Source organism: Actinomyces radicidentis (assembly GCF_001553565.1).
Classification (GTDB): Bacteria; Actinomycetota; Actinomycetes; order Actinomycetales; family Actinomycetaceae; genus Actinomyces; species Actinomyces radicidentis.
Map to the genome: position 1 here is coordinate 1,598,647 of NZ_CP014228.1, position 13,220 is coordinate 1,611,866.

A 13,220-nucleotide genomic window follows, 5' to 3' on the forward strand; every position below is an offset into this window, starting at 1 on the left:
GGGCGCCCTGGGCGACTCCGTCTCGAGGCGGATGCCGGTCGCGTCGCCTCGCCCGGGAGGAGGGCGGGCGCCTCACCGCAGGACGTAGGCGCCGAGCCACCGGCGCAGCGCCGACAGCGCCTGCTCGCGCACCGGCGGCGCGGACAGGACGACGTCGTGGACGGCGCCCTCGAAGCGCGCGACCGTGACGAGTCCGCCCAGCCCGACCGCGCGGCGGGCGCAGGCGTCGCCGTCGACGAGCGGGTCGGCGCGCCGGGAGTCCTCGGTCCGGGTGAGCGACAGGTGCGTGCGCGCGGCGGACATCGTGAGCACGGGGCAACGGACGTCGAGGCCGTGGGCGACCCGCGCCTGCCCCTCCATGACCGCGAGCAGCCATCCGGGGCGGAGCGGGGATCCCTCCAGGGGTCGCCACGGGTCGACGAGCGGGTAGCCGACCACCCAGGGGTCCTCGGCCCATGCCGGGTCCGGCACCGGGCCGTCGGCGGGCGTCCACCCGCGGGCGACGTCGAGGACCTTCGCCGGATCGGAGGCGGGCAGCGGCAGGGGGCGGCGCGGGTCGCGGCGCCCCAGGGTGCGCAGCACGCGGGAGCCGAGGACGCGCACGAGCGGCGAGCCCTGGATCTCGAGCCAGGGCCCGTTGAGCACGAGGGCGTCGACGGCGCCGGGGTGGCGGTCCGCCCACAGGGAGGTGATGAGGCCGCCGAGGGAGTGCCCCATGAGGACGAGCGGCAGCCCCGGGTGCGCGGCCCGCACGAGGGCGAGGGCGACGCCGAGCTCCTCGTCGTAGGCGGAGAGGGAGGTGGTCCAGCCGAGCATCTGCCCCGCGCGCAGGGAGCGGCCGCAGCGGCGCAGGTCGAGGGCGTGGAAGGCGCCCCCGGTGCGGGCGACGTCGCGGGCGAGGACCGTCTGGAAGAAGTAGTCGTTCCACCCGTGGACGTAGAGCATCGCGAAGCGCGGCGAGCTCGGCGTGCCCGGGAGGGCGTGCGGGTCCTCCGCCGGGACGTGCCGCACGAGGGTGGCGACGGCGCCGTCGTCCTCGGCGTCGGGGCGCAGCGGGATCGTGCGCTGCTGGAAGCCGGGGCCGAGGTGGTCGGGGGACCACTGGTCCGTGGGCGCCGGTTCCGGGGCGCCGGGGACCGGGCCGCGCTCGCGGCCCGCGGCCGGGCGGGCGGGGCCGTCAGCGCCGTCGCGGCCCGTGCCGGGTGCCGTGCCCGTGCCGCTCACCTCAGGCTCCCGCGAGGAAGTCCCGGAGCATGGCGTCGACCTGCTCGGTCTCGATGAGGAAGCCGTCGTGCCCGTGCAGGGAGGTGATGACCTCGCGGCGCGCGTCCGGGATGGAGCGCTCGAGCTGGTCGGCCTGGGCGGGCAGGAAGAGCCGGTCGGAGTCCACGTTGGCGATGAGGGCGCGCGCCGTGATCGTGCCGAGCGCGGCCTCGGTGCCGCCGCGCTTCTGGCCGACGTCGAAGACCATCATCGAGTGGGTGACGATGAGGTAGGTGTTGGCGTCGAAGCGGGCGAGGAGCTTGCCCGCGTGGTAGTCGAGGTAGGACTCGATCTGGTACCGGCCGCCGACGGCGGGGTCGCCGTCGCCCTGGTGCGCGCGCCCGAACCGGGCGTCGAGCTCGGCCGCGGAGCGGTAGGTCGTGTGGGCGATGGCGCGCGCCAGGCCCAGGCCTCGCACGGGCCCGATGGAGTGGGAGTAGTAGTCGCCGTCGAAGAAATAGGGGTCCGCGACGATCGCGAGCTCCTGGAGGTGGCACCAGGCGAGCTGGTCCGCCGTCGTCGACGCCCCCGAGGCCAGGACCGCGAGGTTGCGCACCCGCTCGGGGCGGGAGACCGCCCACTCCAGGGCCCGGTGGCCGCCCAGCGACGCCCCGAGGACGAGGTGGAAGGCCTCGATGCCGAGGGCGTCGGCGAGTCGGGCCTCGGCGGCGACCTGGTCGCCGGTGGTGAGCCAGGGGAAGCGCGAGCCCCACGGGCGGCCGTCCGGGGCGATCGAGGAGGGGCCGGTCGAGCCCTGGCAGCCGCCGAGGAGGTTGGCGGCGACGACGAAGTGGCGGTCGGTGTCGATGGCGCGGCCGGGGCCGACGAGCTCGGACCACCAGCCGGCGGTGGGGTGCCCCGGGCTGGCCTCGCCGGTGACGTGGGAGTCGCCGGTGAGGGCGTGGAGGATGAGGACGGCGTTGTCGGCGTCGGGGGAGAGGTCGCCCCAGGTCTCGAAGGCGAGGACGGTGCCGGGCAGGGTCTCCCCGGACTCGAGGGGCAGGTCCCCGATCTCGAGGAAGCGGCGGTGCCCGGGGTCGTCGCCGGGGCGCCAGGCGCCGGTGGGGGAGCCGGCCTGCCGGTCGACGAGCTTGGCCGAGGCGGTGCCGACGCCGGGCCACTCGGTCCACGTGCCGTCGGTGCCGGGTTCGTGCTGGTGCTGCGCGGTCATGCTGCTGGGGACTCCGGTGGTCTCGTGTCTCAGGCCAGGGACTCGAGCGCCTGCGCGAGGTCGGCGATGATGTCGTCGACGTGCTCGATGCCGATGCTCAGGCGCACGGTCCCGGCGTTGATGCCGGCCCTGGCCAGGCCCGCCTCGTCGAGCTGGGCGTGCGTCGTCGTGGCCGGGTGGATGGCGAGCGAGCGGACGTCGCCGATGTTCGCGAGGTTGGAGAACAGCGTGAGGTGGTCGATGAAGGCCGCGCCCCCCTCGCGCCCGCCGGCGAGGTCGAAGCCGAAGACGCTGCCGGCGCCGCGCGGCGAGTACTTCTGCTGGAGCGCGTGGTAGGGCGAGGCGGGCAGGCCCGAGTAGCGGACCTCGGCGACCTCGGGGCGGTCCTGGAGCCAGGTGGCCACCTTGAGGGCGTTGTCGACGTGGCGCTCCATGCGCAGGGACAGGGTCTCGACGCCCTGCTGGAGGAGGAAGGCGTTCAAGGGGCTCGCGGCGAAGCCGAGGTCGCGCTGACCGGCCGTGTGCGCCTTGAGGATGAAGGCGACGTTGCCCAGGGGGCTGCCGACCCCGAGGTCCTTCGCGTAGACGAGGCCGTTGTAGGAGGGGTCGGGGGTGTTGAAGTCGGGGAAGCGCTCGGGCTGCGAGGCGTAGTCGAAGCGTCCGGAGTCGACGATGACGCCCGCGACCGAGGAGCCGTGCCCGCCGAGGAACTTCGTGGCCGACTCGACGACGATGTCGGCGCCCCACTCGATGGGGCGGATGAGGTAGGGGGAGGCGATGGTGTTGTCGACGACGAGCGGGATGCCGAGCTCGTGGGCGGCGGCCGCGATGGGCTCGATGTCGAGGATGTCGCCGAGCGGGTTCGGGATGGACTCGCCGAAGAAGGCGATGGTGCGCTCGTCGGCGAGGGCGGCCCATGCACGGGCGTCGCCGGGCGTCTCGACGAAGCGCACGTCGATGCCGAGCTTGGGCAGGGTCTGCGAGAGGAGGTTGACGCTGCCGCCGTACAGGGAGGGGGAGGCGACGATGTTGGATCCCGCGCCGCCGAGCGTGAGGAAGGTGAGGGCCTCGGCGCCGAGGCCGGAGGCGACGAGGTGGGCGCCGACGCCGCCCTCGAGGGAGGCGATGCGGCTGGCGACGGCGGCGTTGGTGGGGTTGTCGAGCCGCGTGTAGATGGGGCCGAGGGAGCTCAGGGCGAAGCGGTCGGCGGCCTCCTGGGCGTCGGGGAAGACGAAGGAGGTGGTCTGGTAGATCGGCAGGGCCCGTGCGCCGACCTCGGCGTCGGGGGTGTGGCCGGCCTGGACCTGGCGGGTCTCGAAGCGCCAGCCGGTGGGGTTCGCGGCGGTGGGCAGGCCAGGGGCGCCGTTGGCGGGGGTGGTGGTCATGGTGCGTGCGTCCTTCGTCGTCGAGGGGACGCGGGCCGACGGTGCTTCGCGCGTCTGCGCGGCGGGGCGTGCCTGTCGGGGTGCGCCGTCCGCGTCCCAGTGGAGGGGGGCCGGGGTGGTCCGGCGGACGTGCACGTGGGCCGCGTGCGGGGTGCCCGGGCTGCGGCGGCGTGCGCGTCAGCGGGGCATTCGACGGGTGGCGCTCGGGGCGCCGGTCGGGACGGTCGGCATGGCCTGGACCCTACCCGGCGTCCCGCCCGGTGTCCTCCGTCCGGCCGAATGCTGGGCCGCTCGACCCTCTCCTCCGGAATGACACCGGTGTCGTGAGACGACTCACATCCGGGGAATCTCGGCGTGTTGTCAGGGATTCCTGAGGCTTGAGGGGTATTCGCAACGGCTGGTGCAGCTGTGAATGCTGTTCATTCTGTTTCGTGATGTGGTTCGTGTGACTAATGTGCCTTCCAACCAGGAAGCGCGTCCGTCAAGGCGACGCGCCGTAGCACCACGGAGGACTTGTGAGCCTGCCTTCCCGTACGCGACTCGACCGCGGCACCGCGCGCACCAGTGCGCTCGTCGCGGCCGTCGTGCTCGCAGCCACCCTCACACCGGTCGCCGCAGCCGACCCGGTGAGCCAGGACGACATCGACCAGGCCAAGGCGAACGAGGCGACGACGTCGTCGTCCATCGCCGACCTCGAGGCCCAGATCGCTCAGCTGAGCGTCGACTCGGACAACGCGCAGGTGGCCGCCCAGACCGCCAACGAGGACTACCTCACCGCGCTCGACGAGCTCGACGCCGCGACGGCGGACGCCGCGACGGCCCAGACGAACGCCGATGAGGCGGCCAAGAAGACCGAGGCCGCCCGCAGCGACCTCGGCCAGGTCGTCGTGCAGACCTACCAGGACGGCGACGGCGCCCTCAACGCCCTCACGCCGTACCTGTCGACCGACTCCTGGGGCGACGTCTCCGACAACGACGTCGCCCTGACCCGTGCCGGCGAGAACACCGACGCCGAGGTCCAGAAGGTCGAGGCCCTCCAGGCCGTCGCCGACACGATGCAGTCCATCGCCGACCAGAAGGTCAGCGAGAAGAAGACGGCCGCCGACGACGCCGCCGTCGCCAAGACCAAGGCCGAGACCGCCGCGACGAACGCCGAGACGGCCGTGACGACCGCCGAGACCGAGCGCTCCAGCCTCATCACCAAGCTCGCCGAGCAGCGCAACACGACCACCGAGCTCGAGACCAAGTACCAGGACCAGCTCGAGGCCGAGCGCAAGGCCCGCGAGGAGGCCGCCGCCAAGGCCGCCGCCGAGAAGGCTGCGCAGACCCAGGCCGCCAAGGACGAGGTCGCCAAGGCCCAGGAGGCCGCCAAGGACGGGCAGATCGCCGAGTCCGAGGCCACGCCGTCGGCCAGCGCCGCCCCCGCCGAGGAGGCCGCCCAGGAGGCCGCGGCCGAGCCGACTGAGGAGGCGACCCAGGAGCCCACCACTGACGCCGATGCCGACGCTCAGGCCAGCGCCAAGGCCGAGGCCGACGCGAAGGCGACCGCGGACGCCGAGGCCGCTGCCGTCGCCGAGGCGCAGCGGAAGGCGGAGGAGGAGGCCGCGGCCCAGGCCGCCGCGCAGAAGGCGGCGGAGGAGGAGGCCGCGGCCCAGGCCGCCGCCGAGGCGGCCGCCCAGGCCGCTGCCGAGCAGCAGGCCGCCGCTGAGGCCGCGGCGCAGGCCGCCGCCTCCGCCAACAAGGCGGACACCGCCATCAGCGCGGCGCAGTCCTACCTGGGCGTCCCCTACGTCTGGGCCGGCGAGTCCTACTCGGGCCTCGACTGCTCGGGCCTCACGATGCTCGCCTACCAGCAGGCCGGCGTGTACCTCACGCACTCCTCGCGCGTGCAGTACGGCCAGGGCACGGCCGTCCCGCTGTCCGAGGCCCAGCCGGGCGACCTCATCTTCTGGTCGCACAACGGCACCCAGGCCGGCATCTACCACGTCGCCATCTACCTGGGGGACGGCCAGGTCATCGAGGCGCCGAACGTCGGCATGACGGTGCGGATCACGAGCCTCTCCTACGGCGGCGGCATCATGCCCTACGCCGTGCGCCCCTGAGGCGCCTCCCCGATCCTGTGAACGCTTCCGTTCCCGAGAACAGGATCTGAACCGTCCACTCAGGTCCTCCGACGCCGTCCGGCCGCCCCTCTTGCAGCAGCCCGGACGGCGTCGGCGCGTCCCCGGGGCGCTCGGGACGGGACCCGCGGACGAGCCGGGAGGGGCCGCACCGGTCACGGTGCGGCCCCTCCCGGCTCGTCCTGGCGGAGGCGCGCTCAGCGCCGGCCCCCGCGCACGGCTCAGTGGCCCTCGCGGGCGATGCGCTCCTGCTCGCGGTCGTAGGAGCGACGGATCTCCTCCTCCGCCTCCTCGCGCCCCACCCAGTGGGCGCCCTCGACGCTCTTGCCGGGCTCGAGGTCCTTGTAGACCTCGAAGAAGTGCTGGATCTCGAGGCGGTGGAACTCGCTCACGTCCTCGATGTCGGTGCGCCACGAGGCGCGCTGGTCGGCGGAGGGGACGCACAGGACCTTGTCGTCGCCGCCCTTCTCGTCGCGCATGCGGAACATGCCCAGGGCGCGGCAGCGGATGAGGCAGCCGGGGAAGGTCGGCTCCTCGAGGAGGACGAGGGCGTCGAGCGGGTCGCCGTCCTCGCCGAGCGTGCCGTCGATGAACCCGTAGTCGTCGGGGTAGCGGGTCGAGGTGAAGAGCATGCGGTCGAGCTTGATGCGACCGGTCTCGTGGTCCACCTCGTACTTGTTCCGGTTGCCCTTGGGGATCTCGATGGTGACGTCGAACTCCACGGGAAGTCTCCTTCTGAATGTCGTCTCCGGCCGTCTCCCGATCCGGTCGGTCTGCCTCGCCGTCGTCGCCCCGGGGCGCCGACGGGCCGCGGCGTCGCGTCGGGAGGGCTGGCCGCAATGGCACTAGTGTGGCGCACGAGAGCCCTCCCCGCGGCCGACTCGCCCCAACGGGCGGTCAGGGCGCGCCCCCGCGGCGTCCCCGCGGAGGCGGTCTGACGCCGCACCACGGGCCCCGACACCGTCCCCGACGTCCCGGAGGCCCCGTGCGCAAGGCAACGATCGCAGGACTCACCGCGGCGACCCTCGTCGTCGCCGGCGGCTTCTACGGGCTCGCCGACGCCCTCGACGTCGCCCCCGGCTTCCTCACGACCGCACCCGCCGGCCCGACGGCGGCCGCCTTCCCCACCGCGGAGGCCGGTGCGGGCACCGCGCCCACCGTGGCCGGCCTCGACGCCGACGCCGCCGCGCCCTCGAAGGCGGCCCTCGCCTCCTACGCCGACGACCTCGCCGCCGACGACCTCATCAAGGGCGCGACGACGGGCGTCTCCATCATCGACGTCGCCACCGGTGACGAGCTCCTCGACCACGACGGCACGAAGGCCCTCACCCCGGCCTCCTCCAACAAGGTCCTCACCGCATGGACCGCCCTCCAGGTGCTCGGCGCCGACCACCGCCTCACCACCTCCGCCGTCCTCGACGGCAGCACCCTCACCCTCGTCGGCGGCGGCGACGTCCTCCTGTCCTCCGACAAGGGCGACGCCTCCGCCACGGCCGGCCACGCGGGTCTCGGCGACCTCGCCCGCGCCGCCGCGAAGACGCTCAAGGCCCAGGGTGTCACCACGGTCTCCGTCCGGCTCGACGACACCATGTTCTCCGGGCCCACGTGGAACGACGGCTGGGAGTCCGGCAACGAGGCCTGGGTCGCGCCGGTCCAGCCGATCATGATCGACGTGAGCGCCATCACCGAGGGCGCCGGCTACCCCGCCGACCCCGCCATGGAGGCCGCCCAGGCCTTCGCCACCCACCTCGAGGAGGCCGGCATCACCGTCGACGGCGACCTCTCCCGCGCTGCCGCCCCCGACGGCGCCGCCGAGGTCGCCTCCGTCAGGTCCGCGCCGCTCGAGGACGTCCTCGCCGTCTCCCTCAAGGCCTCCGACAACACCATGACCGAGGTCGAGGGGCACGTCGCCGCCGTCGCCGCAGGCAACGAGGGCAGCTTCGAGGGCGCCGCCGCGACCGTCGAGGCGCAGCTCAAGGAGGACGGCTTCGACACCTCGGGCCTCGTCCTCAAGGACTCCTCCGGCCTGGCCAAGGCGGACAAGGTCCCCGCCCGGCTCCTCGCGCAGGTCATCGCCCGGGCCGCCGGCTCCGACGGCGGCACCGTGGGCCGCACCCTCATCGGGGACCTCCCCGTCGGCGCCCTCGACGGCACGCTGGACGACCGCTTCAACGGGGCCGTCGGCGCCGGGACCGTTCGAGCCAAGACCGGCTCCCTCGACCAGGTCTCCTCCCTCACGGGGACGGTCGTCACCAGGGACGGGCGCCTCCTCGCCTTCTCCGTCATCATCGAGGGCTTCGAGTCCGGAGGCTTGGGCAACGCCCGTGTCGCCATGGACCAGGACCTCATCGGCCCGCTCGCCGACTGCGGCTGCCAGGGCTGAGGGCCGTGGCGGAGCACGTGCCGGAGCCCGCGGAGGCCTCCGGCTCCCCGGTGGACTGGGAGCGCGCCCTGCGCCTGGCCCGCGCCGCCACGCCGCCCGGGCCTCGCGCGAGCGCACCGGAGCGCGCCGCCCTCGTCTCACTCCTCCACGAGGCCGCCGCCGAGGCCCCCGCCCGCGTCGGCGCCCTCACCGGCCTCGAGCGCGAAGCCCGCGCCGTGGGACGGTCGCTCGACGTCCGCGTCGTCGACCGCGACGCCGCTCGGCGGGCCGCCGTCGACTCGCTCCGCCGCCTCGTGCCGGCCCCCGGATCGACCACCCCCGAGGACGCGCGGACCAGCCCCACCGGGCCGGCGAGCGCGCAGGACGTGGTGAGCGCGGGGGCCGCTGGCACGCGTCCGTCGGTCCGCCGCGCCGCGAGCACCGTGCTCGGCGCCGGACGGGCGCTCGCACGGCGCGCCGGCGCCGTCGCCGGGCCGGGGCTCGCCGCCACGGAGGCGGCCACCGCCCTCGGCGCCGTCTCGACCCGCCTCCTCGGCGAGGTCCTCCCCGCGACTCCGGACCCCGCGGCCGCGACGGACGCCCCCGACGGCGCGGTCCGCGCCCCGAGGATCCTCCTCGTCGCCCCGAACGTCCTCGCCCTCGCCCGCCGCGACGACCTCGACCTCGCCGACCTCGCCCACTGGGTCGCCCTCCACGAGACCGTCCACGCCGTCCAGCTCGCCGCCGCGCCCTGGCTCGCCGCCCACCTCGCCGACGCCGTCGCCGAGGTCGTCCGCGCCGCCGCCGCGCGGGACACGGGCGGGGCTCGCGAGCGCGCCGCCGCCCTCTCCGCCGCGCTCGCCCTCCTCGAGGGCCACGCCGAGGCCGCCCTCGACTCCGTCGGGCCCGAGGAGATTGGGAGCGTCCACCGGCTGCGCGCCGTCGTCGGCCCGGCCCGGTCCGGCGCGCTCGCCGACGCCCTCGCCCGCCTCACCGGGGTGCGCGCCAAGGGCTCCCAGCACGCCGACGGCGCCGCCTTCGTCCGCGCCGTCCTCGCCGACGCCGGAACCGCGGGTCTCGCCGCCGCGTGGGCCGCACCGGAGAACCTGCCCCGACCGGATGAGCTCGCCGCGCCCGAGGCCTGGGAGGAGCGCGTCCTGGCCGGGGGCCGGCAGCGGTTACCCCGGCCGCCCGCCGCGTGACACAATCCCGACGTACCCGCACCCGCAGGAAGGCACGACATGGACGCCGCTGACATGGGGGAGGACCTCGCGCAGGTCCTCATCACCGAGAAGGAGATCGGCCAGCGCCTCGACGAGATGGCGGCCCAGATCGACGCCGACTACGAGGGCAAGGACATCCTCCTCGTGGGCGTGCTCAAGGGCGCCGTCTACGTCATGGCGGACCTGTCCCGCCGGCTGCACCGCTCCGCCCCCATGGACTGGATGGCCGTGTCCTCCTACGGCTCGGGAACCAAGTCCTCCGGCGTCGTGCGCATCCTCAAGGACCTCGACGCGGACCTCACGGACCGCCACGTCCTCATCGTCGAGGACATCATCGACTCCGGCCTCACCCTGTCCTGGCTCGTCGGCAACCTCTCCAGCCGCGGCGCCGCCAGCGTCGAGATCGCCACCCTCCTGCGCAAGCCCGAGGCGGCCAAGGTCGAGGTGGACGTCAAGTACGTCGGCTTCGACATCCCCACGGAGTTCGTCGTCGGCTACGGCCTCGACTACGCCGAGCGCTACCGCAACCTCCCCTTCATCGGCACCCTCCGCCCCGAGGTCTACGGGGGCTGAGCCCTCCCGGCCGGAGCCCGTGCGCGCACCGGCCGGCGCGCGACGCCGGTGGCCCCTCCGTGACGCCGCCACGCCCCCGGCGAACCGTGACGCCGCTCGCGGCGCGCCGTGCGGCCTTTCGGCTACCGTTTGGCAGTCAGACGCGCGAAGGGATCCACCGCTGATGAGCAACAACACGCACCCCGGCAGCAGCCGACCCTCCCGGGGACCCGGGCGCCGGGACGGCGGCCGGGACAGGAAGCGCGGCGCCCTGCGCAACCCCCTCGTGTGGATCGCGCCCTTCGTCGTCCTCGCCCTGCTCGCCTGGGCGCTGCTCTCCACCGCCTCCGGCTACCGCAGCATCGACACCTCCGACGGCATCGACCTGCTCAAGAACCAGGCCAAGACCATCGAGTCCGTCACCGTCATCGACGGCACCCAGCGCGTCGAGCTCGACCTGTCCAGCGGCTACGAGCAGCAGCCCAAGAAGAAGGGCCAGTCCGCCCAGAACCTCGGCAAGAAGGTCCAGTTCACCTACACCGAGGCGCAGGCCGAGCAGGTCAACGAGCTCGTCCAGGCGGCCAACCCCTCCCAGGGCTACGACTCCGTCGTCCCGACGACGAGCTGGTGGTCCTCGATGCTCCAGCTCTTCCTCCCGATGGTCCTGTTCATCGCCTTCTTCTGGTGGATGATGGGCCGCGTCTCCGGCGGCCGCGGCGGCGCCATGGGCTTCGGCAAGTCCAAGGCCAAGGTCGCGGACAAGGAGATGCCCGAGGTCACCTTCGACGACGTCGCCGGTGAGGACGAGGCCGTCGAGGAGCTCGAGGAGATCCGCGAGTTCCTCTCCGAGCCCGAGAAGTTCCAGGCCGTCGGCGCCAAGATCCCCAAGGGCGTCCTCCTCTACGGCCCGCCCGGAACCGGTAAGACCCTCCTCGCCAAGGCCGTCGCCGGCGAGGCCGGCGTCCCCTTCTTCTCGATGTCCGGCTCGGAGTTCGTCGAGATGTTCGTCGGCGTCGGCGCCTCCCGCGTCCGCGACCTCTTCGAGCAGGCCAAGGAGAACGCCCCCGCCATCATCTTCGTCGACGAGATCGACGCCGTCGGCCGCCACCGCGGCTCCGGCATGGGCGGTGGCCACGACGAGCGCGAGCAGACCCTCAACCAGCTCCTCGTCGAGATGGACGGCTTCGACGCCTCCACCAACGTCATCCTCATCGCCGCGACCAACCGCCCCGACGTCCTCGACCCCGCCCTCCTGCGCCCCGGCCGCTTCGACCGCCAGGTCAGCGTCGAGGCCCCGGACATGAACGGTCGCGAGGCGATCCTCCGCGTCCACGCCAAGGGCAAGCCGATGACCCGCGACGTCGACCTCAAGCAGGTCGCCAAGCGCACCCCCGGCTTCACCGGCGCCGACCTCGCCAACGTCCTCAACGAAGCCGCCCTCCTCACCGCCCGCTCCAACGCGCAACTCATCGACAACCGCGCCCTGGACGAGGCGATCGACCGCGTCATCGCCGGGCCTCAGAAGCGCACCCGCGTCATGAACGACCACGAGAAGGCCGTCACCGCCTACCACGAGGCCGGGCACGCCCTGTGCGCCGCCGCCGGCGCCTACTCCGACCCGGTCACCAAGGTGACGATCCTGCCGCGCGGCAAGGCCCTCGGCTACACGATGGTCATGCCCGCGGACGACAAGTACTCCACGACCCGCAACGAGCTCCTCGACCAGCTCGTCTACGCCATGGGCGGCCGCGCCGCCGAGGAGCTCGTCTTCCGCGACCCCACCACCGGCGCCTCGAACGACATCGAGAAGGCCACCGGCACCGCCCGCAAGATGGTGACCGACTTCGGCATGACCCGCTCCGTGGGCGCCGTCAAGCTCGGCACCACCGAGAACGAGACGGTCCTGGGCCTGTCCGCCACGAACCGCGACTTCTCCGAGGCCGTCGCCGCCTCCGTCGACGCCGAGGTCCGCGAGCTCATGGACGCCGCGCACCGCGAGGCCTGGGAGATCCTCACCCGCAACCGCGCCGTCCTCGAGGACCTCGCCACACAGCTCCTCGAGAAGGAGACCCTGCTGGAGAAGGACCTCGAGCGGATCTTCGCCCCCGTCGTCAAGCAGCCCGCGCGCCCGCTGTGGCGCAGCGACGACACCCTCGTCATGGACGAGGCCATCGCCGCCGGCGAGTACTTCTCCGGCTCCAAGGCGCTCGGCCGCCACGACGCCGCCCGCGCGGGCCGGGCCGACGACGGCGAGCATACCGACGCCCCGGCCTCCGTCGAGGCCCCCGCCCCGCTCGAGCCCGAGACCCCGATCCAGCCGGGCCTGCCGAACCCGCCCTCCCAGCAGGACGGCTCGGACCTGGGCGCCTCCGGCCCCCGCGCATGAGCGAGGGCACGAGCCCGGCCCGCGACTCCGCCGAGCGCCCCGGCCCCGGTGAGACGCGGGCGACCGTCGGAGCCGAGGACGCCCCGGCCCTCCGCCCCTACGACGCGGACGGCGTGCGCCGGGCCGTGCGCGACCTCCTCGTCGCCATCGGCGAGGACCCCGACCGCGACGGGCTCGTCGAGACCCCGGACCGCATGGCGCGCGCCTACGCGGAGATCTTCGCCGGCCTCGCCGAGGACCCGGGCGCCCACGTCGAGAAGGTCTTCGACGTCGGTCACGAGGAGATGGTCCTCGTGCGCGACATCCCCATGTACTCCGTGTGCGAGCACCACCTCCTGCCCTTCCACGGCGTCGCCCACGTCGCCTATATCCCGAGCGAGGGCGGGCGCGTCACGGGCCTGTCGAAGGTGGCGCGGCTCGTCGAGGGCTACGCCCGGCGGCCCCAGGTCCAGGAGCGGCTCACGTCGCAGGTCGCCGACGCCATGGTCGACCGCCTCGGCGTGCGGGGCGTCCTCGTCGTCGTCGAGGCCGAGCACCTGTGCATGTCGATGCGCGGCATCCGCAAGCCCGGCTCCAACACCGTCACCTCCGCGGTTCGCGGGCAGATGCGCAACGCCGCCACCCGCTCCGAGGCCATGAGTCTCATCCTCGGCCGCCGCTCCTGACCCACGGCTCGCGGGCACCGGCCCCGAGCCCCACGCGCCACGGCGCCGACGACGGGATCGCTCCCGACGCCGGCGCCGTCGTCGTCCCCGACC

The 13,220-nt window shown here is 74.1% G+C and carries 10 protein-coding genes; 6 read left to right on the forward strand and 4 right to left on the reverse strand.

Going from position 1 to position 13,220, the window contains the following annotated elements; all coding sequences use genetic code 11:
* Positions 1-72: 72 nt before the first annotated feature.
* The 3 genes from AXF14_RS06715 to AXF14_RS06725 are packed head-to-tail and all read right to left on the reverse strand — an operon-like array spanning position 73 to position 3,819.
* Positions 73-1,224 (reverse strand): alpha/beta hydrolase, encoded by a 1,152-nt coding sequence (locus tag AXF14_RS06715; RefSeq protein WP_084355423.1) that lies wholly within the window; start codon positions 1,222-1,224, stop codon positions 73-75.
* A gap of 1 nt (position 1,225) precedes the next feature.
* Positions 1,226-2,434, reverse strand: coding sequence for a homoserine O-acetyltransferase MetX (gene metX / locus AXF14_RS06720; RefSeq protein WP_067941888.1), 1,209 nt, complete (start codon positions 2,432-2,434; stop codon positions 1,226-1,228).
* A gap of 29 nt (positions 2,435-2,463) precedes the next feature.
* Entirely contained in the window at positions 2,464-3,819 is a 1,356-nt protein-coding gene (locus AXF14_RS06725; RefSeq protein WP_067941890.1) for an O-acetylhomoserine aminocarboxypropyltransferase/cysteine synthase family protein, read from the reverse strand.
* A gap of 521 nt (positions 3,820-4,340) precedes the next feature.
* Here AXF14_RS06725 and AXF14_RS06730 point away from each other — a divergent pair.
* Positions 4,341-5,921 carry a C40 family peptidase gene (locus AXF14_RS06730; RefSeq protein WP_417862767.1) on the forward strand — a complete coding sequence of 527 codons (1,581 nt, stop codon included), beginning with the start codon at positions 4,341-4,343 and terminating at the stop codon, positions 5,919-5,921.
* 239 nt (positions 5,922-6,160) lie between these two features.
* Here the strand turns inward: AXF14_RS06730 and AXF14_RS06735 are convergent, their stop codons facing one another.
* Complete coding sequence (locus AXF14_RS06735; protein ID WP_067941892.1) at positions 6,161-6,661, reverse strand: inorganic diphosphatase; 501 nt, start codon at positions 6,659-6,661, stop codon at positions 6,161-6,163.
* A gap of 263 nt (positions 6,662-6,924) precedes the next feature.
* Between AXF14_RS06735 and dacB the strand changes: the two genes are divergently transcribed.
* The 5 genes from dacB (at position 6,925) to folE (ending at position 13,127) form a co-directional block, all read left to right on the forward strand.
* Positions 6,925-8,322 carry a D-alanyl-D-alanine carboxypeptidase/D-alanyl-D-alanine endopeptidase gene (dacB, locus tag AXF14_RS06740; RefSeq protein ID WP_067941894.1) on the forward strand — a complete coding sequence of 466 codons (1,398 nt, stop codon included), beginning with the start codon at positions 6,925-6,927 and terminating at the stop codon, positions 8,320-8,322.
* Positions 8,323-8,339: 17 nt separating this feature from the next.
* On the forward strand, positions 8,340-9,503 hold the full coding sequence (locus AXF14_RS06745; RefSeq protein WP_236755324.1) for a zinc-dependent metalloprotease: 1,164 nt from the start codon (positions 8,340-8,342) through the stop codon (positions 9,501-9,503).
* Positions 9,504-9,542: 39 nt separating this feature from the next.
* Positions 9,543-10,097, forward strand: a complete 555-nt coding sequence (gene hpt, locus AXF14_RS06750; protein WP_067941898.1) for a hypoxanthine phosphoribosyltransferase — start codon at positions 9,543-9,545, stop codon at positions 10,095-10,097.
* Between the two features lie 163 nt (positions 10,098-10,260).
* Entirely contained in the window at positions 10,261-12,462 is a 2,202-nt protein-coding gene (ftsH, locus tag AXF14_RS06755; protein ID WP_084355424.1) for an ATP-dependent zinc metalloprotease FtsH, read from the forward strand.
* Positions 12,459-13,127, forward strand: coding sequence for a GTP cyclohydrolase I FolE (folE, locus tag AXF14_RS06760; RefSeq protein ID WP_084355425.1), 669 nt, complete (start codon positions 12,459-12,461; stop codon positions 13,125-13,127). Before ftsH ends, folE begins: the two co-directional genes overlap by 4 nt.
* The last annotated feature ends 93 nt before the right edge of the window (positions 13,128-13,220 follow it).

Excerpts from the sequence above, each read along its gene's own strand:
- metX (WP_067941888.1), bottom strand. The coding sequence starts at position 2,434 with ATGACCGCGCAGCACCAGCACGAACCCGGCACCGACGGCACGTGGACC.
- AXF14_RS06725 (WP_067941890.1), bottom strand. The coding sequence starts at position 3,819 with ATGACCACCACCCCCGCCAACGGCGCCCCTGGCCTGCCCACCGCCGCG.
- hpt (WP_067941898.1), top strand. The coding sequence starts at position 9,543 with ATGGACGCCGCTGACATGGGGGAGGACCTCGCGCAGGTCCTCATCACC.
- ftsH (WP_084355424.1), top strand. The coding sequence starts at position 10,261 with ATGAGCAACAACACGCACCCCGGCAGCAGCCGACCCTCCCGGGGACCC.
- folE (WP_084355425.1), top strand. The coding sequence starts at position 12,459 with ATGAGCGAGGGCACGAGCCCGGCCCGCGACTCCGCCGAGCGCCCCGGC.